We start from the raw sequence: 21,604 nt of genomic DNA on the forward strand, positions 1-21,604 counted from the left end.
GCCCTTCCAGTATCGGGATATTGCCCGACGGCTATTTCTCCGGGATCAAACCCCTTGGGCTGAACCTGAGCACGAGCAGCAGCACCACACCCATTGTCAGCAACCGGATGTGCTGCACCGAATCCAGCAGGTGCTCCTTCAGGCCGGAGCCATCCGGCAGCGGCAGGGTCACCACGTTCATGATCGCGCCGCCAATCGGTTCGACCTGGATCCAGAGCCACCAGATCAGGAATCCGCCGAGCACCGAACCCCAGTTGTTCCCCGATCCACCAACGATCACCATCACCCAGATCAGGAAGGTAAACCGGAGCGGCTGGTAGGTGCCGGGGGTCAGCTGCCCGTCAAGTGTCGTCATCATCGCACCGGCCATGCCGCAGATCGCGGACCCGATGACGAAGATCTGAAGGTGGCGGCGCGTCACGTCCTTGCCCATCGCCTCGGCTGCGGTCTCGTTGTCGCGGATGGCCCGCATCATCCGCCCCCAAGGCGAGTTCAGCGCCATCTGCGTGAGCCAGATGAGCGCCAGCAAGACGGCCGCGAACAGCCCGGCGTAGAGGATCTTGACCCAAAGCGAAGAGGCCGCGGCGGGATCGAGGCCCAGGCCTACGGCGCGTTCCACGAAGGTGGTGCTTTCCTGAAGATCGACCTCGTAGGGGACCGGGCGCGGCAGGCCGACAACGTTCTTCACCCCGCGCGCCATCCAGTCCTCGTTCTTCATCACCGCGATGATGATCTCCGCGATGCCGAGCGTGGCAATCGCGAGGTAGTCGGAGCGGAGGCCAAGCGCGGTCTTGCCAATGAGCCACGCGGCTCCGGCCGCGATCAGGCCCCCGACCGGCCATGCAATGAGAATCGGCAGGTTCGCACCGCCAAGGAACCCGGACACCGATGGATTCACAGCCTCGATCGCGTCACGGGCCGGATCGAAGAGCGTCCGGTACAGCACGAATCCCACGACGAAGATCCCGATGACCGCAAGGTTGCGTGCCCGTCCGGGCGTCATGCGTTTGAACGTCAGAACCCCGGCCAGAACGGTTCCGGCGCCGACCACCAATGCGATCAGGATGCGCAGACCGCCAGCGGCCCAGGCCTCGCCAACCGGGGGGGCGGAGACCAGAACTGTGGCAAGTCCCCCAAGGGCAACGAAGCCCATGATCCCGACGTTGAAGAGCCCCGCGTAGCCCCACTGGATGTTCACGCCAAGCGCCATCACGGCGGAGATCAGGCCCATGTTGAAGATCGCCAGCGCCGTGTTCCAGGACTGGAAAAAGCCCGTCAGCACATAGAGCAGGGCAACCCCGCCGAAGAGAAGAGCGTTCCGGTTCATACCGCTTTCCCCCTGAAGATCCCGTAGGGCTTGAAGATCAACACGATCACCAGGATCGTGAACGAGACCGCGTATTTGTAGTCGGTCGACAGCAACTGGACGAGGCCGTCGGGCGCCATGCTGTCCGGCAAGACGTAGGTGGCGACCTTTTTCCAGGCGTAGGTGAGGGTCACCTCGGAAAAGGCTATGATGTAGCCACCTGCGATCGCACCAAGCGGATTGCCCAGCCCGCCGACGATGGCAGAGGCGAAGATCGGCAGCAGTAGCTGGAAGTAGGTGAAGGGCTTGAAGGCCTTGTCGAGCCCGTACAGAACGCCTGCCGTGGTCGCGAGGATCGCGGCCAGGATCCAGGTCACACGGACCACTTTCTCCGGGTCGATGCCGGAGAGAAGCGCAAGGTCCTCGTTGTCGGAATAGGCCCGCATCGACTTGCCCGTGCGGGTCCGGTTCAGGAACCAGAAGAGGACCGCCACGGCCAGGATGGTGACCACGATGGTGATACCCTGCGATGTCTTGAAGGCAAGCCCCTCGCTCAGACCGGTCATCTCCTTGAAATCGCGGGCTCGGATGATGAACCGCTCGCCGTCGTTGAACCGTTGCTCGCCGGGGCCGATGATGACCCGAACAACACCGTTGAGCACGAACATCACGCCAAGCGAGGCCATCACGAGGATGATCGGCTTTGCCTTCTGTTCACGGTAGAAACGGTAGATCCATCGATCGGTCAAGAGCATCATCGCCGCCGTCACCGCAATGCCGAAGGGCAGCGCGACAAGCGCCGTGGGCAGCGGCTGGATCGAAATCCCGATGGCCTGGAACAGCCATGTGAAAAGGATCGTCACCATGGCCCCAAAAGCCATCGTGTCGCCATGGGCGAAGTTCGAAAAGCGCAGGATGCCATAGATCAGCGTCACCCCGAGCGCGCCGAGCGCCAACTGGCTGCCATAGGCCGTCGCCGGAACGATAACGAAGTTGAGAAGCGCCACGAAGGCATTGAGAAGGTCCATCTTTCGTTACCCTTCCTCGCAATTCATGAAACGGATCACCGCGCCGGATGACCGGGCGCTGTGCCAGAGAATGTGGGTTTCGTCAGACAGCATCAGCGATTGAATGTCATTCGTGCCCTCGGCCCAAAGAAACGGGCCATATTCGGACGCTCCGTCGGCACGGGCGGTCCTTCCGTTGTACCTCAGACGCCACTCGCCTTCGCCCGAGCGGCGCACCTTGACCGGCTCGAAGGCGAAGGACAGGGTCTCCGCGTTCGTCCGGCAGTTTCCTGCGCCGTCAAAGGTCTTGAGGGTCCTGCATGTCGGCGTCTCGGCCGGGGCCATGGTGGCCGACGCGTGTCCGGCGACAACCGCCGTGTGAAACGTCGTCCTCATCACGTCCCTCCCAGGAAGGTCCGGCGGACCTCCGGGTCTTCCAGCAGCGCCTTTCCGGTCCCGGTATGGGCGTTGCGGCCCTGCACCAGAACATAGCCGGTGTCCGCGATTCCAAGGGCCTGGCGGGCGTTCTGTTCCACCATCAGGATCGAGATGCCGGTTCGCGCAACCTCGATGATCCGGTCGAAAAGCTCGTCCATGACGATGGGCGAGACACCGGCAGTCGGCTCGTCGAGCATCAGTACGGTCGGCTGGGTCATCAGTGCCCGCCCGACGGCGACCTGCTGGCGCTGGCCGCCCGAAAGCTCGCCCGCAGCCTGCCGGCGCTTGTCGCGCAGGATCGGGAACAGGTCGTAGACCTGCTCCATCGTCTCGGAAATGTCGTCGTCCCGCAGGAAGGCGCCCATCTCCAGGTTCTCTTCGACCGTCATCGAGGTGAAGATGTTGTTGGTCTGCGGCACGAAAGCCATGCCCTTGCCGACCCGGTTCTGCGGTGTCAGCGCGGTGATGTCCTCGCCTCCGAGCCGCACGGCGCCCTCGCGCACGTTCAGCATGCCGAAGACCGCCTTCATCGCGGTGGACTTGCCGGCGCCATTGGGCCCGACGATCACCGCGATTTCCCCCTTGTCGACGGCAAGGGTGCAGCCGTGCAGGATGTTCGGGCCCTGGCCGTAGCCGCCCGACATCCTGTCACCGATCAGGAATTTCTCGCTCATGCGCTCACTCCGAGGAGGGCAGGGCGATACACTCGCCCAGGTATTGTTCCGGGGTCATCGTGATCCCCTTGATCCGATGCGAGGTGTGGATGGCCTCGCCGTCCATCAGCGCGATGGTGGTCACATCCACGGCGCCCGATATCTGGTAGCTCAGGAAGCTCACCGACCGATCCCCGATATGCACGCCGACCGTGTCCAGCGGGCTGCCGTGATCGCCGAGGAACTCGGCCTTGTTGGTGTCGGTATTGTGCCTGATGCGAAGGTCGAGCCCGGCATGGTCGCATTTCCGGTTCGGGTCGCATCTCCAGTCGAAAAAGCACTTGAACAGGATCACCTCGGCGGCCTCGCCCTGATCCTGCTGTGCGGCAGCTTCGGTGGAAAGTGCCGGTAACGCTGCAATTACAAATGCTTGCAGGAGCCACCTCATGTGCCGGCCTTTTCTTCCTTGACCTTGTTCTTCAGGCCGGTGCCGAGATAGGCCTCGATGACGAGGTCATTTTCCATGACCTCGCGGGCGCCGCCCACGGCAAGCACCTTTCCCTCCGCCATGCAGATCACCGGATCGCAGAGGCGCGCGATGAAATCCATGTCGTGCTCGATCAGGCAGAAGGTATAGCCACGTTCCTTGTTGAGGCGGATGATGGCGTCGCCGATGGTGCGCAGCAACGTCCGGTTGACGCCGGCGCCGACCTCGTCGAGGAAGACGATCTTTGCGTCGACCATCATCGTCCGCCCCAGTTCCAACAGCTTCTTCTGGCCGCCGGACAGGTTGCCGGCCCTCTCGTCGGCCAGGTGGTCGATGGTCAGGAACTCCAGAACCTCGTCCGCCTTGCGACGGATCTCGACTTCCTCACGGGCGATCTGGCCGCGGTTGAACCAGGTGTTCCAGAGCGTCTCGCCCGACTGACCGCCGGGAACCATCATCAGGTTTTCCCGCACGGTCATCGAGGAAAACTCGTGGGCAATCTGGAAGGTTCGCAGGACGCCCTTGTGAAAGAGCTCGTGCGGGGGCAGGCCGGTGACATCCTCGTCACCCATGAAGACCTTGCCGCTGGTTGGCGGAAGAACGCCCGCGATCACGTTGAAAAGCGTGGTCTTTCCAGCTCCGTTCGGCCCGATCAACCCGGTGATGGAGCCCTCGGCGATCTCGATGCTCGCGCCGTCGCAGGCACGGAACCCGCCGAAGTGCTTGTGAAGGTTCTCGACCCTTATCATGTTCTGTCCCCTGGGCCTGTCGCTGGTCGTCGCGCTCTCAGGATACGCAAGCGGCCCGGGGATTGACCCGGGCCGCCCGCTGTTACGTCAAGTGTCGCCGGACGGCAAGGGTGCCCCCCGACGCAGCATGGCTCAGCGGTAGCCGAGCGTGACCCACTCGCCGCCTTCGACCTTGACCATTTCATAGCTGCCGGCGGATTCGCCACCACCGATGAACTCGACTGCCGTTGCGCCGACATAGTCGACGTCACCACCACCGGCGAGGATCTCAAGCGCCTTGGCCAGCTCGCCGGGGAAGATCTGCTCGCCCGGTGCGTTGGCCACGTCCATCACCTTGTCCTTGTAGACCTTCGGATCAGATGATCCGGCCGCTTGCATTGCGAGCATGATGAGTGCAGCCGCGTCATAGCTTTCGCCGGAGAAGATCGCGGTCGGGTCGAAGGCACCACCGACAACTTCGGCATACTTCGCGGCACCGGGGCTGTCCGTGCCGGGCTGCTGACCTGTCGAACCATCGACATCGGAGCCAAAGTTCTGGATCGTCGAATCCGACTTCATGCCATCCGGGAAATGGAACCGGTCGAAAGCGCCCGAATCCAGGGAGGCCTGCACGATACCGGCACCACCCTGATCGGCGTAGCCGGCCACCACCAGAAGATCGCCACCGGCAGAAGCCAGCGCCCCCACTTCGGCAGCATAGTCGGCCTTGCCGTCCTCATGTGCAGCGGAGATGGTGATTGAACCACCGGCAGCCTCGTAGGCGGCCTGGAAGCTGTCGGCAAGGCCCTTGCCGTAGTCGTTGTTGGTATAGGTAAGCGCAACTTCCTTGACGCCTTCCTCCATGAGGAACTCGGCCATGATTTGACCCTGACGGGCATCCGACGGCGCTGTGCGGAAGAACAGCCCATCATCCTCGGCCTCCGAGAGCGCGGGCGAGGTGGCGGAGGGCGAGATCATGACCATGCCGTTGGCGCGGGCCACGTTGGCAAGCACGGCACCGGTGACCCCGGAACAGGCCGCCCCTACGATGCCGGACACACCGTCGGAGGTGATCAGGCGCTCGGCGGCCGCGGTGGCGGCGGCAGAATCGATACAGGTCGAGTCGGCGCGCACCGGCACGACGGTCGAGCCGTCGAGGAGTTTGCCCGACTCGCTCACTTCCTGGATCGCCAGTTCAGCGCCATCGCCCATGGAAACAGCCATGGATTCGATCGGACCGGTGAAGCCCAGCAGGACGCCCAGCTTGACCTCTTCGGCGGTGGCTGCGGTGGCCAGCAGGGTGGCGGCGCTCGCCAGCAGAAGTTTCTTCATTGTATATGTCTCCCAGTTGGAACTCGTGTCCGGGCGCCACGTTATGGGCAGCGGAGCGAAATGGGAAGTCTCCCCGAACACGCGGCGTGGCGCGATGCTGCGCCACAGCGGGGAATCGCATCATTGCCGTCGGACCCGTGCAGGGAGTGTCACCGCGCTGGCGTCATCCTGTAGATCGCGCCGTTGCCTTCCGAGAGGAACCAGACCGAGCCATCCGGGGCCTCGCGCACATCCCGGACCCGCTGGGTTTCGGGAAGCGCAATGCGCTCCACCTCCGTCAGGCGTCCCGCGCGGTTTTCGAGGCGCGAGATCATGTCGAACTTGAGCGATCCGACGAGGAAATCGCCCGCCCATTCCGGGAACAGGTCGTTGCCGAGAATGGCCATCCCGGAGGGCGCGATCGAGGGGTCCCAGTAGTGGGCGGGCTGTTCCATTCCGGGCTTCGAAGTGCCTTCGCCGATCTTGTTGCCGGAATAATGCTGTCCGTAAGAAATCACCGGCCAACCGTAGTTCGCCCCACGCTTGATCCGGTTGATCTCATCGCCACCCTGCGCGCCGTGTTCCACCGCCCAGAGCTGCCCAGAGGGATCGAGGGCCATGCCTTGGGGATTGCGGTGACCCAGCGACCAGATTTCCGGCCGGGCGCCGGCTTGTGACACGAAGGGATTGTCTGCCGGAGCGCGCCCGTCGCGCGCGATCCGCAGGACCGATCCGTTGATCCGGCCGGGGTCCTGCGCCGATGGCCGGTCGCCGCGGTCGCCAACCGTGACGTAGATCGCCCCGTCCCGGCCCTCGACTAGGCGGGAGCCAAAATGGCGCCCGCCCGTCGTGCCGGGCGCCATTTCGACCAACACCCGGAACCCGGTCAGGCGGCGCCCGTCCCGCGACAGGCGCCCCATTCCGACAGCCGTTCCCGACCCGCGCCGCATCGGCTTTGCATAGGACAGGATCACGTGCCGTGTCTCGGCGAAGTCACGGGGGAGCAGGACGTCGAGCAAGCCGCCCTGGCCAGTGGTCGCGACCTTTGGAACTCCGCGAACACGGGTCCGCGTTCCGTCCGCCGACAGCCGCCAGAGCCGGCCGCCACGCTCGGTGACCAGTGCGCCGCCGCCCGGCAGGAAGGCGAGGCCCCAGGGGGTGTCGAAGCCGGACGCCACTTCCGTGACCTCGACCTCGAAGTCCGCCAACTTGTGGCGCTCGGCCGTTGCGGGTGGGCTGAACAGACAGAGGATTGCCAGCGACAGCAGACCGTGCATCAGGCTTTGACGAAGGCGGGGCAGGGGGTGCAATTCATCCATAAGTCGACATTAGCCCTCGAAAGCCATCCGTCACGCCACTGCCCCCCGACGAACCGCCGGGCTGACCGCAATGTGATCGGAGCCCGCCCTCAGAGAATGAAATCGTCCGCCGTCAGGGTCATTCTACCCCTGAGATCGACCGCCCATTCGGCGGCCGCATCGTCGTCGGTGCTGGCCTGGACGACGGTCTTCTGGCCGACCTTGAAAAAGCGGATCTGCCCGGCGGCGGAAAAGGGCTGCTGGCCGATGAAGGTAAAATCCTGGCGGCCGGCCTGTGTGGCGTCGGCATCGAAAGCCGCGAGCAGGATGTGATCCTCACCACGCTTGAAATCGGTGATAACATCGCGTCGGCCATTGATCGGGTTGCTGTCGGAGGCCTTGCGAAACACGAAATCGTCCCGGCCGGCATTGCCCGTCATGCGATCCTTCTGGCCTTCGCCACGCAGGTAGTCGTTGCCGGTGCCACCATCCATCCGGTCCCGGCCGGCACCACCGATCAGCCGGTCATGCCCGGCCAGCCCATCCATGGTGTCCATACCCCGTCGTCCTTCGAGGGTGTTGTCGATCCAGTTGCCAAAGATCTTGTCGTTTCCACGACCTCCGATCGCGTTCTCGATCATCGAGCGCGTGTTGCCGTTGTAAAGCTCGGCATTGGCGACACTGCCGCGCGCCAGCGTATCGTCCGCTGCCCCCCGGCCACCGGGATCGAGCACCGCGAGTTGGCTCTTCTTGAAACTCGACCAGAATCCCGGCCCAAGATAGAGCTTCACCGCGCTCCCGTAGGCCGAGGCATCGTAGGTATCGGTGCCGCCCCCGTCCCAGATGGTCCGGAAAATCGTCGCCTCCGACGGATCGAAGCGATAGACGGTGTCGCCCTTGTTGGTGCTCCATCTCGGGCCATACAGGTACTGGATCGCGGCGATATCGTTGATCATCGGGGTCTCAGGGTAGTCGCCCCGCGCCACCGTATACCCGGTCGACGCCGCGAGATCTTCGCCCCGATAGGAGCGGTAGCTCATCACCGAGTATTCCACGCTGTCCTTGGAGGGATCCAGCGCCTTGCCCTCGCCGCGACGCTGGTGCGGGTGGCTCAGGCCGATGGCGTGGCCGACCTCGTGCAGGGTCACCGCCGTGAAGCGATACTCCCCGGGCTGCTTCTCCGCCCCGCGGTTGGCGGTGTTGAACGTGACATCACCGTCCCGGGCGAGGTCTCCGGGCAGCCAGGCATCCGCTGGCGCATTGATGGCGCCCCGGGCGAAGCGCAACTGCCCGGGGTCGTCATTGCTGTCCGGCACCGCCCGGAACCGCATCTGTCCGTAGTCGTCCCACATGTCCAGCGCCTTGCGGACCATGGCCTTCTCGCCATTGGTCAACGGGGCCTGGGTGTCGGCGCGGTTCTTCGACCCGTTGAAGGTCTGCGGACCGTCGCCGTAGCCGGGCCGGTCGGTGTTTGCCTTCACGAAGCTGTACTTGATCAGTTTGCTGGCCCATTTTTCGGGACCGATCAGCGAATCGATCCCCTCATCATTGCTCTTCGACACCGGCTCCGCCTCGGGACGAATGGTCAGCTTGATGTCGTCCACCGAAAACCCGGCCTCCTCCCGGGCGGTCGACTTGATGATGACCTTCTTGATCACGTTCTCGCCGTAGTCGAACTTGAACCGGCGATAGAGTTTGTCGCTTGCGGGGTTGAACGTGTGCGTCACCTTGAAATCGTTGTCTCCGAAAACGGTGATGCGCGTGGATCGGGCATTGTCGAAGCAGCCCGCCGACAGGGCGATCCCCGAAACATTGTGGGAAAAGGTGATTTTCACCGGGCTCATGTAGCTGGTGTCGCCGGCGATGATCGGCGTGTTCGGGGCACAGCTGTCCGTGTAGACAATTCCCTTGAACCGAACGTCGAGGTCGTCGCCATCCTCCCAGACATTTTTGAAGGTGTAGACCGGATCGACGGTGTTGACCGGCTTCTCGGAGAAGGTGATTGTCTTCAGCTTCCTGGGTGCTGCCATCCCGGATCCCCCTGATGTCGCTGCACGCATTCTTCCCCAACGTTACCCCAGAAAGGCCCGGTTCTCCTAAAGCCGATTGCGATCCGCACGACTGTCGGCGGTTTTCCGACAGTGGGGTTTGGGGTCACCCTTGCCGTGAAGTTGCTCTAATCTGGCGACGAATCCGGAGGACCACATGCGAAATATACTAGTCGCCACCTTGCTGTCGCTGTCGCTGCTGCCGTTTGGCTCAACGGCAACTGCGCAGGATCGCCCATCAGTGTTCGAGGATTACGCCTCCTTCGAAGCCTTCATCGACGAGAAGATCATGGCGCGCGAGTTCGGTGTCCTGTTCCAGGCGATGGGCGGCGGGCAGAACCTCAAGCTGGCAGATCTGCAATCGATCACGTCCCAGACCCGGGCTATGTTCCCGCGGGACTTCGAGGCGGTGCAGGTCATCAAGCGGGACGAGATGGACGGTGGGTTCGCGGCCGAGGGACGTGTCTACTGGGTGGGGGAGACCTATGCCTTCGTCTACGTTCTCCTGCATGACCGGGGTGACGAGATCGTGGTCATCAACCTCGCGCTTCACGGTGCGCCCGGCCCGCTCCTGAGCATGTTCTGAACGGCGACCGCCCCGCGCACCTGTAGAGCGATGGCGAGGCAAGCAAGCTTCCGGCGACGTCGCCAATCAGGTCAACACTCAGATCGTCAGGCGACTGGCCTGTGCGCCGCGCTCCCGATAGGGCGTCGTCTGGTAGTGGGCGCGGTAGCACTTGGAGAAATGGCTGGGCGAAGTGAAGCCACAGGCCAGGGCCACGTTGATCACACTCATGTCGGTCTGCATCAGCAGGTTGCGCGCCTTCTGGAGCCGCAGCTCCATGTAGTAGCGTTTTGGCGACCGGTTGAGATAGCGGCGGAACAGCCGTTCAAGCTGCCGTGTGGACAGCGCGACATCCTTGGCCAGAAGGGAGGGAGAAATCGGTTCCTCCAGGTTCTGCTCCATAATCTGGATGACCTGGCTGAGTTTGGGATGCCGGACGCCGATCCGGGTGGGGATCGAAAGCCGCTGCGTGTCCTGGTCGGTCCGGATCGAGGAATAGATGAGCTGGTCGGCAACCGCGCCGGCAAGCTCCTCGCCGTGATCGTCGGCGATGATCTTCAGCATCAGGTCTATCGAGGCGGTGCCTCCGGCCGTGGTGATCCGGTTCCCGTCCTGCACGAAGACGGATTTGGTCAGGGTGACCTCCTCGAATTCCTCCGCGAAGCTGTCCTGATTCTCCCAGTGAATCGTTGCCCGTTTCCCGTCGAGCAGCCCGGCGCGGGCCAATGCGTATCCGGCAGTGCACAACCCTCCCATGACCGCGCCGCGGCGTGCCTCCCGGCGCATCCAGTTCAGCAGCTTCTTGCTGGTCGCCGCCTGTACGTCGACGCCACCGCAGACAAGAATCGTGTCGTCGCGGCCGACCTCGTCGAGATCCATGTCGACCATGAACTCCACGCCGTTGGAGCACGAGACGTGCTCTCCGCCTTCACCGGCCGTCACCCAGGAATACAAAGTCTTTCCGGAGACACGGTTGGCAATCCTGAGCGGCTCGATCGCACAAGCGAAACAGAGCATCGTGAACTGGTCCAGAAGGACGAAGACGAACCGGCGCGACCGCGCGCCATCATCGGCGACCGGAACGAAAGTCTCTGGCTGGTTGGAACCTGTCGTCATCTTCTACTCGCGCGGATTGCGTCCCCGCTATCGAAAGCCTTAAACGCGCCGCGCCGCAAGGGGGCGTGACGCGCTTCGCTGCAGACAATTCGGATTCGGTCGTCGGTTCGACGCCCAAGCCATGCCTTTGCCGGATGCGCGGTAGACTGGGCGCAGGGGCCGGGCAATTCTGTGTGGCGGCGTTCCATGCGCAACAAGATAAGGCATTTGCGGGTGAATATGCCCGAAAATTTCCCGTTTCCATCATTGCGGCTCCCGTTTATACACGCCGAACCGAAATCGATCACACGTCTGGAGGACGACATGACACGGGTCTGGAACAAATCTGACTGGCGCACCAAGCCACGGATACAGATGCCCGACTATCCCGACCGGGATAAGCTCGACGCCGTCGAGGCCCGTCTCGCGAAGTATCCGCCGCTGGTCTTCGCCGGCGAGGCACGGAGGTTGCGCGACGAACTGGCCAAGGCCGGCCGGGGTGAGGCCTTCCTGTTGCAGGGCGGAGACTGCGCCGAGAGTTTCGCCGAATTCTCCGCCGACACCATCCGCGAGACCTTCAAGGTCATGTTGCAGATGGCCGTGGTCCTGACCTATGGCGCCAAGGTGCCGGTGGTGAAAGTCGGCCGCATGGCCGGGCAGTTCGCCAAGCCGCGCTCCGCGCCCACGGAGGTCAAGGACGGGGTGGAACTGCCGAGCTACCGCGGCGACATCATCAACGAGCTGGACTTCACCGAAGCCGCCCGGATCCCCGATCCCGACAAGATGCTGCGTGCCTATACCCAGGCCGCCGCCTCGCTGAACCTTCTGCGCGCCTTCTCCACCGGCGGTTTCGCCGATATCCATCGCGTGCACGCCTGGACCACCGGCTTTGCCGAGGCCGACAAGGCGGAACGGTATCGCACGCTGTCGGACCGGATCTCCGATGCGCTGCACTTTATGACCGCGGCGGGCATCAACTCCGACCGCATCGCCTCCATGAGCATGGTGGATTTCTACACCAGCCACGAGGCGCTGTTGCTGGAATACGAAGAGGCGCTGACCCGTGTCGATTCGACCACCGGACAGACCATTGCCGGCTCCGGTCACATGATCTGGATCGGCGACCGGACCCGTCAGCCGGACGGCGCCCATGTCGAGTTCTGCCGTGGCGTGATCAACCCGATCGGACTCAAGTGCGGCCCGACCACCAGCGCCGAGGACCTCAAGGTCTTGATGGAGAAGCTGAACCCGGAAAACGACGAAGGTCGCCTGACCCTCATCGCCCGGTTCGGTGCCGGCAAGGTCGGCGAGCACCTGCCGCGTCTGGTGGAAACGGTGAAGGCCGAGGGCGCCAACGTGGTCTGGTCCTGCGACCCGATGCACGGCAACACGATCAAGTCGTCCACCGGCTACAAGACCCGGCCCTTCGATCAGGTCCTGTCCGAAGTTCGCGAGTTCTTCGCGGTCCATCGTGAGCAGGGCACGGTTCCGGGTGGCGTGCATTTCGAGATGACGGGCCAGGACGTGACCGAATGCACCGGTGGCGTGCGGGCGGTGACGGACGAAGACCTCTCCGACCGCTATCACACGGCCTGTGATCCGCGCCTGAACGCCTCGCAATCGCTGGAACTTGCCTTCCTCGTGGCCGAGGAGCTGTCCAACCGTCGCGAGGCTGCGCGCGCGGCTGGCTGATTGTACGCAGACATCATGAGAAAAGCCGCCTGTCGTTCTGGATAGGCGGCTTTTTTCACTTTCGGGGGAGTGAGCATGGCACTTGAAATGGATATCGGGGACCTCGGACTTTTCCTGCAACAGGAATTTCCCCAGGTTGCGGAGGATTTCTCCGTGGATCATCTGGATGACACGTCGATCCGTGTCCGGTTGAAGGTGACGGACCGGCACCTCCGCCCGGGTAGCACGGTTTCCGGTCCATCGATGTTCGCGCTGGCCGATTGCGCCATGTATCTTGCCGTTCTGAGCCGCATCGGCCCGAAAGCGCTGGCGGTGACGACCAATTGTGCCATTGATTTCATGCGCAAGCCGGAGGCGGGCAGAGACGTGCTGTGCGATGCGCGCCTGCTGAAGCTCGGCCGGGTTCTCGCGGTCGGCGACGCCATGCTGTTTTCAGAGGGACACGAGGATCGGGTCGTCGCCCGCGCCTCGCTCACCTATTCGATTCCGCCAATTGCGGCAGGCTGATTTCAACCGCTTGTGGCTGGTATCCGGCTGCACCGGCATTCGGGCAGCCACAGGCTGTGCTTTCGGGCGCGGGTGACGGCCGGAACCTGTCAAGTTGTGGGGTAATATATTACCTTATTTGTAAGCATTTGATTTTACATCTAAAGTTAACCAAAGTCAGCATTGACTGTGACGCCAAAACCCTTAGAACCGCTACATCAATCGATCGGGCCACCGTGCCCCCCGAAAGAACAAGAGCAAACAGATGAAAACCTATACCGCGACCCCGGCGGACATCGACAAGAAATGGATCATCATCGACGCCGAGGGCGTCGTGCTGGGCCGTCTTGCATCGATCGTCGCCAACCGCCTGCGTGGCAAGCACAAGGCCACCTTCACGCCGCATATGGACATGGGTGACAATGTCATCGTGATCAACGCCGAAAAGGTGCAGATCACCGGCAACAAGCGCATGAAGCCGAACTACTGGCACACCGGGTATCCGGGCGGCATCAAGTCCCGCACCACCGGCCAGATCCTCGAGGGTGAATACCCCGAGCGCGTGGTCATGCAGGCCGTCAAGCGCATGCTGCCGGGCAATCGCCTGTCCCGCCAGCAGATGACCAACCTGCGTGTCTATGCCGGCACCGAGCATCCCCACGAGGCCCAGCAGCCCGAAGTGCTCGACGTCAAAGCCATGAACAAGAAAAACACCCGGAGCTGAGGACAATGGTCGAAGAAATCAAATCCCTCGCCGAGCTGAACGAAGTCGCTGAAGGCACCGTTCCGGTCGTTGAAGAGATCGTCTCCCGAGATCCGGTTCGTGACGAACTCGGTCGTTCCTATGCCACCGGCAAGCGGAAGGACGCGGTCGCCCGTGTCTGGATCAAGCCCGGCTCCGGCAAGGTTACCGTCAACGGACGCGACATCAGCGTCTACTTCGCCCGCCCTGTGCAGCAGCTGATCCTGAACCAGCCGTTCCAGGTTGCCGGTGTCGAAGGCGAGTTCGATGTGGTTGCCACCGTGAAAGGTGGCGGTCTGTCCGGACAGGCCGGCGCCGTGAAGCACGGCATCTCCAAGGCCCTGCAACTCTACGATCCCGCCCTGCGCGCGCCGCTGAAGGCCGCCGGCTTCCTGACCCGCGACGCCCGTGTCGTGGAGCGGAAGAAGTTCGGCCGTCGCAAGGCCCGTCGGAGCTTCCAGTTCTCCAAGCGTTGATCGCTCTGGACTTCGGTTTGGAAAGGGCTGCCCTCGGGTGGCCCTTTTCCTTTTGGGGCAGCTTGTGCCCCGTTTCGCGTGATGATGACCTCGCGCCGTCGATACCACACCAAAGGGGTCATCCGGGCCTGAGCACCGGAATGATCGGCGCGCGCGACGGCGCCATTGACCGCTTCCCGTCCGGCAACGGATAGCTGCGCGTTCAAACCCGAATGGCGCAGTGCAACGCTTCCCAGTGACGTCGAGGGCGCCCGCTAGCGCAAGGTTCCCGGACCTTGCAACGAAGCCCGGATCGACCGGCCTGTCGGCGCCCCCGCACGAACAGCAGCGTGGGTCCCGTCAGAGCGCCTCGTCGTCGAAACGCTCGTTGGTAATGGCAACGCCCCGGCGCAGTTTCTCGTCGTCGCCCTCGTCCCATACCGGCTCTGTCAGGGCCTTGTCCGGCTCGCCATCCCGATCGATGTCATAGACCAGCTTGCCGCCGAGATACGTCTGCAGAACCTCGATCTTGTGGAACTCGTAGATATTGGCCTCGGCCTGCTGGCGGATATCACGGTCGAGCACGATGACATCCGCCTTCTTGCCCTCCTCAAGGCTGCCGATCATATGGCCCTTGCCTTGCAGCCGGGCACTGCCGAGGGTTGATCCGTGGATGATCTCGTCAAGGGACAGAGGCTCACCCGGCATGCGCTGGCCGCTGGGCGACCCCATGGCCTGACGTGTCATCGCAATCTCCATGCCCTCCCAGGGGGAGAACACCGCCGACGTGGGCGCATCGGGACCGAACCCGTACTCCAGAAACTCGGTCACCAGCTTGAACTGCCACATCCTGTCGAGGATCTGGTCGGGAAGATTTCCGCGGATGACGTTCAGGAAATAGGGTTCAGTCGGATCGGCCCAATGAAGCTGAAGCTGCCCGGCGATACCGAGTTCCGCCATCCGGCTGATCGAATCGATGGAGAGGTGGTCGAGATGCGTGAAAATGTTCAGGACATCGTCACTCAACGGGTTTCCGGTCGTGTCGGCATATTCCATCGCATCGAGTGACTTGCGGATGGCCGCGTTGCCCTCGACGTGGAGCATGATTCCGAACCCTTTCTCCGTGAGAGTGTCGAAAATCTCCGAAAGGTTGGTCGGGTCATAGTTCATGTTGGGCCGGGTGCCGTCGAGGTAGGGCATTTCCATGAAGGCAAAGCGCCCCGGCGTGCCATCGATGGCGAATTTGACCGTATTCGCAGTGAGATAATCGAGATCGGCGTCGGATGCCCGGATCGCGTCTCTGCGCATCAGCAGGTTTTCGGTCATCGCGGCGTCGCCTTCGGGCGTGCCGTCCCCCCAATAGACCATGGCCAGTTCGTGACGCAGGTTCAGCTCACCTTTCGAGGCGAGGCGCACATAGACATCATCGGCACCTTCCTTTGAGCCGGCCGCGGCTTCCGTGGCCGATGTGACACCGACCGCGTTCATGATCCGTGCCGCCGCCCTCACGGCCTCTTCCTGCCGTTCATTGGAATAGAGCTTGTGCTGCTCCACGAATCCGGTCGACAGGTGCGCTTTCTCCTGAAGAGTTCCAACCGGTTCACCGGCATCGTTGAGGGGCATGTAGCCACCCTTGGGCGGCTGCCAGCTACCGTCGATCCCAAGCGCCTCCAGCGCGCGGGTGGAGTACCAGCCGTTGTGCTGGGTATTGTCCGAAATCAACGCCGGACGGCCGCCGACGATCTCGTCCAGTTCTTCCTTGGTGGGCAACTCGAAATGCGCATCGGAATAGCCGCCACCGATCACCCATTCATCGGGACCAAGGCCGGCCGCGTAGTCCCGAATGACCTCGACCACCTCTTCGCGTGTCGCATCGTTGTACTTGAAGAGGTTGAGCATCACCGCGTGGGTCTGCCCGAAAATGCGGGTATGCAGATGGGTGTCGACGATCCCAGCCATAATCGTGTTCTCGCCGGCATCGACGATCTGCGTGGTGTCATCGGCAAGTTCACGGCAGGATTCGTCGGTCCGGACGCAGACAATGCTGTCGCCGGCAATGGCCATCGACCGGGCAAGGGGCATCTCCGCATTGCTGGTAATGATGTTCTCACTCAAAAAGACCGTATCGGCCGATTGGGACAGGGCCGGCGATGCCACCAGCGAAACGAGCAGAGAGGAGGAGAGAAGGTACCTTTGGGACATGTGGAGCACCAATCATTGAAAGGAAAGCATCAGGGAAGGAAATGAAGCGGGCACTTGTTTGTCAACAACCGCCGGGATGACATTTGTGCGACGTCTCAAGGCACGATCGGGCCGGTGTGGTCAGCAGGGCGCTTTCCGGCACTGCTTCCCGGCGGCAGAAAAGCGTGGCGGCAACCAATCGCTACGTGCGTCGCTTCGAGGGCCGAAAGGCGCCGAGCTGCAACGCGGGGTCGCGAAAGCGTCGTGCCAACCGCCGCCTATCACGAGACCCGACTGGGTTGGCGGATTGTCCAGAACCGGACCCACGCGGCCGCGCCGCGCGCATGAAGGTCGGCGGGGCCTGTCCGATGCGAAGTAGTTGCAAGACCGGCATAGCAACACCTCACCCTGACTTCCGGATGCCCCGCTCCAGGCGCATCCAAACCTGTACTGCCGACCAACCCGATGTTGGCGTGTGTCCGGGCCGGAAGATGGGAGGGGCGGCCAACCGCCCTCCGGACCCGCTCCTCGATTGCGCGTTTCCCTCCTGTGCGGCGATGGTTCTTCAATCCGACACATCGGACTGCTAGGCCATGGGCATGGACAGGCATGACAGTGACACATCCCACGCGCCGGGCGACATTTTCCTGACCTTCCTGGCGCTCGGGTTGACCTCCTTTGGTGGCCCGGTCGCCCACCTTGGCTACTTCCGCACCGCCTTCGTGGAGCGCCGAAAATGGCTGAGCGATGCCGCATATGCAGATCTCGTGGCACTCTGCCAGTTCCTGCCGGGTCCGGCGTCAAGCCAAGTTGGCTTCGCGCTCGGGCTGATGCGGGGCGGTTGGCCGGGTGCACTCGCTGCCTGGGCCGGGTTCACATTGCCATCCGCCATGATCCTCGTGCTGTTCGCCTGGGGCGCGGCGGCGCTGTCCGATCCCTTTTCAATCGGAGTCATTGCCGGACTCAAGGTTCTTGCCGTCGCTGTCGTGGCCGATGCGGTCTATGGCATGGGTCGGTCGCTCTGTCCGGACCGCAAGACACTGGCAATCGCACTGCTGTCGCTCGCCGCACTTGGGGCCGCCAGCGGGACCGCAATACAGGTGCTTGTGATCCTGGCGGGCGCGGTACTGGGCCTCGTGATGGCGCTCGGCGCGCCGGCAGGTGAGGATGTGCATGGCGCCTTCGACGTCGCCCGGCTCCCCGACCGCCGGGTTGGACTGAGTCTGGTCGCGCTCGCCTTTGTGATCCTCGTGCTTGTCCCGCTGGCGTTGCAGGTCGGGTTGGGCGGGCAGGGGCTTGCGCTCTTCGATGCGTTCTATCGCGCCGGGGCGCTGGTTTTCGGAGGCGGACATGTTGTGCTGCCACTCCTTCAGGACTCCGTCGTCGGCCCCGGCTGGACCGATCCCGACACCTTCCTGACCGGCTATGGGGCCGCGCAAGCGGTGCCCGGTCCGCTCTTTACGTTCGCCGCCTATCTGGGGTCCGTCCTTGACCCGGCGCCGAATGGCCTCGCCGGCGCCACGATCGCGTTGGTCGCAATCTTCCTGCCGGGCGCGTTGCTGGTCGCGGGAATGCTGCCCTGGTGGGACAGCCTTCGCTCCGTGCCGCGCGCCCGTGCGGCGTTGGCGGGCGTGAATGCCGCCGTGGTCGGGATTCTTGCCGCCGCACTCTACGATCCGGTGTTCACGTCTGGCGTTCGCGACGGCGCCGATTTCGCCCTCGCGGCCACGGGTTTCTTCGCGTTGCGAGTCTGGAAAGTGCCGGTCTGGGTTGTGGTGATTTGCATGGCTGTGATTGGCGGGGCAATGGGCATATCCGGCCTCTGATAGCAGGATTGGTGCGCCCGTCGGCATTGCGTCAGAGGCCACGACTTTTGGCAAGCGGATGAACACCCCGGCGAGCGGGATGTTCGCCCGGAACATCTTGAAGATCGTCGGTGAGTCCCATTTTGGCGCACTCCGGTCGTCGATGAACCATGCCCGCCGAGGCGCATCAATCGACAGATCCAGTTGCCGCTTGCGTCCGGTATCCGGAACCCACCGCGCAAAACCACATTGCCTTTGCTGGCAACGGAGGCGGTTGGAGGTGCGCCGGGAGCCTACGGACTTGCAGGAGCGCGGGGCAGGGCGATACGCTCCGCCCAAGTCCGGAGGAGAGCATGCCAGAACTGACAACCAGCGCTGCCGAAATGGTGGCCGCCGCCCGCGCACGGATCGAGGAGGTCGCGACAGCCGACCTGATCGCCCGGCACGGCGATCCCGACCTCGTAATCGTGGACCTTCGGGATGTGCGGGAACGCCAGCGGTCCGGGTTCATCCCGGGAAGCGTCCATTGTCCGCGTGGAATGCTGGAGTTCTGGGTTGATCCGCAAAGCCCCTACTTCAAGGAAGTCTTCGGGCAGGACAAACGCTTTGTCTTTCATTGTGCGTCCGGATGGCGGTCAGCCCTGTCCGTCGCGACGCTGAACGACATGGGGTTCCCGGCGGCTCACCTGAAGGATGGGTTTACCGATTGGGTGAAACAGGGCGGACCGGTCGAGCATCCCGAAACGAAGGGCTGAAGGCGGTTGGAACTGTCCCCCTACGTGGTGCAGTTTCTCTCTGCGAGGTTCATTGGCGGTGAGATCTTCCGTCGATAGCATGCCGCCCACGGAACGCTTGCGTGCGGGCTGCCCGTCGACCTCACGGCGTCACCTGTGAACCGGCATTCTGTGCGCCCTGTGCGCCTGTCGCTTCGTGCCTAAAGGCGTCGCTCTCCCCAAATGGCCCAACTTCTCTTGTCATTCGGTCTGAACCCTGCCCGCCGTTTGGTTGTCGCGAATCTTCCCGGCAGGCGACTTGCGCATGCCTTGTTGGGATTGAAATAGCCGCCTTGGCCTGCTCCAGCCGAAATGCGGATTGCATCGACCCTGTTTCGAACCTCGGGCGCAGCCGGGTTTGACGCGCGTATCAGCCCACGCCCGGCGAAGGGGATGACTGCCAATCAAGCGGGTGACCTTTGTCCAAGACCACATGCACATTTGCGTCGGAGGAGTGCCGTGTCGCCGCGTAGGCCCTGCGTGTGCTCGCGGTCGCAGGCCAGATAGGTCAGGCGCAATGGGGACCGTGAAGGGAACTGCGCTGTTTCTGCCGACGTCCAGCTTCCGGAGGCTGCAACCCGCCATCCATTCGCCACACAAAAAAACCGGCCCGCAAGAAAACCACGGGCCGGACATGGTGCGTGCGCGGGTGTCACACCCGAGGCATCGCAAACGCATGTTGCGAATGGGGCGCGCGGATCACTCCTCGATCCACCAGACGTCGGGTTGGAAACCAATCCAGTCACCGTACATCTGGGTCTTGCCTACCGGGTACTTGAGCTCCGCCTTGTGGGCGAGCCGACCTACCGGGGAATACCAGATCGGCACTACGTAGCGGCCGGTCGTCAACACGCGGTCCAGCGCCTTGGCAGCGGCCCGGAAATCCTCCTGGGTTTCACCGTTCAGCAACGCGTCGATCATGGCCTCGACCGCAGGGCTGTCGACACCCATCCAGTTGCGCGTGCCGGGCTTGGTGACGCCCTCGGCACCCCAGTAGAGATGCTGTTCATTGCCGGGTGACAGGGACATGTAGCGAATGTAGTAGGCCATGTCGAAGTCGTATTCCTGCGTGCGCTCCTTGTATTGCGCGCTGTCGACGGTCACGAGATTGGCCACGACACCGATCCGCTTGAGCTGTTCGGCATAGAGCTCGGCGATGTTCGTCATCTGGGTCGCACCGGAGCGCAGCAGGATATCAAACTCGAGCGCCTTGCCGCTCGCGTCCTTCATCACACCGTCCTGCACGGTCCATCCCGCATCGGCCAGGATCTTGAGCGCCTTGCGGGTGTTCTTCCGGTTGGCCTCGGACCCATCGGAGACGGGCAGGGCGTAGCCTTCCAGAGCGCCGGGCAACAGCACGTCGGCATAGGGTTCCAGAAGCTCCCGGACCTTCCCCTCAGCCGGGCCGTCGGACATGCCGAGTACGGAGTTGGAGAAATAGGACTGGATGCGCGGCTCCTCGCCCGCGTTGATGGCGTTGTTGATGAACTCGAAGTTGAAGGCGTGGATCAGCGCGTCCCGAACGCGCCAGTCGTCAAACGGCGCTCGCCGGGTGTTCATCACCATGCCACGGATGCCGGAGGGGCGTTGGTGCGGGATCTCGGTCAGGACGATTTCCCCCGACTGCACAGCAGGGAAATCGTAGGCCGTCTTCCACTTGCTCAGATTGCCCTCGCGGTTAGAGGACACCTCTCCGGCGCGGAAGGCCTCGAAGGCCACGTCGCCGTCGCCGAACCATTCGTAGCGGATCTCTCCGATATTGTGCAGGCCGACATTGAAGGGCAGATCCGCCCCCCACCAGTCCGGGTCCTTCTTCAGCACCATGAAGCGCCCCGGCTCGAAACTGTCGATGACATAGGGACCGGACCCGATGGGCGGCTCCAGCGAGCTTTCATCGAAGGGGCGGTCGTCATATTCGGACTTCTTGAGGATCGGCCGCAGACCGAGGATCAGCGGCAGTTCGTTGTCCTTGGTGTTGAATGTGAAGCGAACGGTCCGTTCACCGACACTCTCAGCGGTCTCCACCTTCTTCCAGGCCGCATGGTAGCGAGGGTGACCGAGCGTGCCGAGCGTCTCGAAGGACCACAGCACATCTTCCGCGGTCACGGGGCTGCCATCGGAGAATTTTGCCTCTGGATGCAGGGTGAATTCGACCCATTCGCGATTCGGGCCGGTCTCGACCGATTCGGCCAAAAGCCCGTAAAGTGTAAACGGTTCGTCGTAGTTGCGGCCCAGAAGGCTCTCGTAGCCATACTGGCGCTGACCATAGACAAATCGTCCCTTCAGGATGAACGGATTAAGGCTGTCATAGCTGCCCACTTCCGACAGAACGATTCGCCCACCTTTGGGGGCGTCGGGGTTCACGTATGGCAGGGACACAAAATCCGGTGGAAGGGCGGGGTCGCCATACATAGCTATGCCATGCGCGGGCTCCGCGCTGCCGATTCCCGCGAGGGACGACGTGAATGTCACGATGGCGAATGCGCTTGCATATCGGAAAAACTCGAGTCGCATTTTGGCAACAATCCCTCTCT

General features: G+C 63.0%; 19 protein-coding genes. 7 read left to right on the plus strand and 12 right to left on the minus strand.

Going from position 1 to position 21,604, the window contains the following annotated elements; translation table 11 throughout:
- Window positions 1-31: 31 nt before the first annotated feature.
- The 9 genes from CLV78_RS04170 to CLV78_RS04210 all read right to left on the minus strand — a co-directional run bounded on the left by CLV78_RS04170 (window position 32) and on the right by CLV78_RS04210 (window position 9,258).
- A complete protein-coding gene (locus CLV78_RS04170; protein WP_106203474.1) occupies window positions 32-1,327 on the minus strand; it encodes a branched-chain amino acid ABC transporter permease in 1,296 nt (431 codons plus the stop codon).
- The gene (locus tag CLV78_RS04175) at window positions 1,324-2,334 is read right to left on the minus strand and encodes a branched-chain amino acid ABC transporter permease (protein WP_106203475.1); all 1,011 of its coding nucleotides are present in this window, start codon (window positions 2,332-2,334) and stop codon (window positions 1,324-1,326) included. Before CLV78_RS04175 ends, CLV78_RS04170 begins: the two co-directional genes overlap by 4 nt.
- A 6-nt stretch (window positions 2,335-2,340) precedes the next feature.
- Window positions 2,341-2,709 (minus strand): hypothetical protein, encoded by a 369-nt coding sequence (locus CLV78_RS04180; RefSeq protein WP_106203476.1) that lies wholly within the window; start codon window positions 2,707-2,709, stop codon window positions 2,341-2,343.
- Complete coding sequence (locus CLV78_RS04185; protein WP_106203477.1) at window positions 2,709-3,425, minus strand: ABC transporter ATP-binding protein; 717 nt, start codon at window positions 3,423-3,425, stop codon at window positions 2,709-2,711. Before CLV78_RS04185 ends, CLV78_RS04180 begins: the two co-directional genes overlap by 1 nt.
- Before the next feature lie 4 nt (window positions 3,426-3,429).
- Window positions 3,430-3,852: a hypothetical protein gene (locus CLV78_RS04190; RefSeq protein ID WP_106203478.1), complete on the minus strand. Its 423-nt coding sequence runs from the start codon at window positions 3,850-3,852 to the stop codon at window positions 3,430-3,432.
- A complete protein-coding gene (locus CLV78_RS04195) occupies window positions 3,849-4,640 on the minus strand; it encodes an ABC transporter ATP-binding protein (protein ID WP_106203479.1) in 792 nt (263 codons plus the stop codon). The genes CLV78_RS04190 and CLV78_RS04195 overlap by 4 nt, the downstream gene beginning before the upstream one ends.
- A 132-nt stretch (window positions 4,641-4,772) precedes the next feature.
- Window positions 4,773-5,951 carry an ABC transporter substrate-binding protein gene (locus CLV78_RS04200; RefSeq protein ID WP_106203480.1) on the minus strand — a complete coding sequence of 393 codons (1,179 nt, stop codon included), beginning with the start codon at window positions 5,949-5,951 and terminating at the stop codon, window positions 4,773-4,775.
- A gap of 149 nt (window positions 5,952-6,100) precedes the next feature.
- Window positions 6,101-7,207 carry a PQQ-dependent sugar dehydrogenase gene (locus tag CLV78_RS04205; RefSeq protein WP_106203763.1) on the minus strand — a complete coding sequence of 369 codons (1,107 nt, stop codon included), beginning with the start codon at window positions 7,205-7,207 and terminating at the stop codon, window positions 6,101-6,103.
- A 131-nt stretch (window positions 7,208-7,338) separates the two neighbouring features.
- Window positions 7,339-9,258 carry a M10 family metallopeptidase gene (locus CLV78_RS04210; protein WP_158263415.1) on the minus strand — a complete coding sequence of 640 codons (1,920 nt, stop codon included), beginning with the start codon at window positions 9,256-9,258 and terminating at the stop codon, window positions 7,339-7,341.
- A 175-nt stretch (window positions 9,259-9,433) separates the two neighbouring features.
- Here CLV78_RS04210 and CLV78_RS04215 point away from each other — a divergent pair, with 175 nt between their 5' ends.
- Window positions 9,434-9,862, plus strand: a complete 429-nt coding sequence (locus CLV78_RS04215; protein ID WP_106203482.1) for a hypothetical protein — start codon at window positions 9,434-9,436, stop codon at window positions 9,860-9,862.
- A 78-nt stretch (window positions 9,863-9,940) separates the two neighbouring features.
- Here the strand turns inward: CLV78_RS04215 and CLV78_RS04220 are convergent, their stop codons facing one another.
- Window positions 9,941-10,957 (minus strand): GlxA family transcriptional regulator, encoded by a 1,017-nt coding sequence (locus tag CLV78_RS04220; protein WP_106203483.1) that lies wholly within the window; start codon window positions 10,955-10,957, stop codon window positions 9,941-9,943.
- 303 nt (window positions 10,958-11,260) lie between these two features.
- Here CLV78_RS04220 and CLV78_RS04225 point away from each other — a divergent pair, with 303 nt between their 5' ends.
- The 4 genes from CLV78_RS04225 (at window position 11,261) to rpsI (ending at window position 14,332) form a co-directional block, all read left to right on the plus strand.
- Window positions 11,261-12,628 carry a class II 3-deoxy-7-phosphoheptulonate synthase gene (locus CLV78_RS04225; RefSeq protein ID WP_106203484.1) on the plus strand — a complete coding sequence of 456 codons (1,368 nt, stop codon included), beginning with the start codon at window positions 11,261-11,263 and terminating at the stop codon, window positions 12,626-12,628.
- Window positions 12,629-12,703: 75 nt separating this feature from the next.
- Window positions 12,704-13,135, plus strand: a complete 432-nt coding sequence (locus CLV78_RS04230; protein WP_106203485.1) for a PaaI family thioesterase — start codon at window positions 12,704-12,706, stop codon at window positions 13,133-13,135.
- A gap of 244 nt (window positions 13,136-13,379) precedes the next feature.
- Window positions 13,380-13,838, plus strand: coding sequence for a 50S ribosomal protein L13 (rplM, locus tag CLV78_RS04235; RefSeq protein ID WP_106203486.1), 459 nt, complete (start codon window positions 13,380-13,382; stop codon window positions 13,836-13,838).
- 5 nt (window positions 13,839-13,843) lie between these two features.
- Window positions 13,844-14,332 (plus strand): 30S ribosomal protein S9, encoded by a 489-nt coding sequence (gene rpsI, locus CLV78_RS04240; RefSeq protein ID WP_106203487.1) that lies wholly within the window; start codon window positions 13,844-13,846, stop codon window positions 14,330-14,332.
- A gap of 339 nt (window positions 14,333-14,671) precedes the next feature.
- On the opposite strand, the gene CLV78_RS04245 is transcribed toward rpsI, so the two are convergent.
- The gene (locus CLV78_RS04245; RefSeq protein WP_106203488.1) at window positions 14,672-16,513 is read right to left on the minus strand and encodes an amidohydrolase; all 1,842 of its coding nucleotides are present in this window, start codon (window positions 16,511-16,513) and stop codon (window positions 14,672-14,674) included.
- A 578-nt stretch (window positions 16,514-17,091) separates the two neighbouring features.
- On the opposite strand from CLV78_RS04245, the gene chrA reads away from it, so the two are divergent.
- Together chrA and CLV78_RS04255 are read left to right on the plus strand one after the other, a co-directional pair.
- Window positions 17,092-18,318, plus strand: coding sequence for a chromate efflux transporter (gene chrA, locus CLV78_RS04250; RefSeq protein WP_106203764.1), 1,227 nt, complete (start codon window positions 17,092-17,094; stop codon window positions 18,316-18,318).
- 332 nt (window positions 18,319-18,650) lie between these two features.
- Window positions 18,651-19,052, plus strand: coding sequence for a rhodanese-like domain-containing protein (locus CLV78_RS04255; protein ID WP_106203489.1), 402 nt, complete (start codon window positions 18,651-18,653; stop codon window positions 19,050-19,052).
- A 717-nt stretch (window positions 19,053-19,769) separates the two neighbouring features.
- Here CLV78_RS04255 and CLV78_RS04260 read toward each other — a convergent pair.
- Window positions 19,770-21,584, minus strand: a complete 1,815-nt coding sequence (locus CLV78_RS04260; protein WP_106203490.1) for an extracellular solute-binding protein — start codon at window positions 21,582-21,584, stop codon at window positions 19,770-19,772.
- Between the last annotated feature and the right edge of the window lie 20 nt (window positions 21,585-21,604).

Source organism: Aliiruegeria haliotis, from assembly GCF_003003255.1.
Taxonomy (GTDB): Bacteria; Pseudomonadota; Alphaproteobacteria; order Rhodobacterales; family Rhodobacteraceae; genus Tropicimonas; species Tropicimonas haliotis.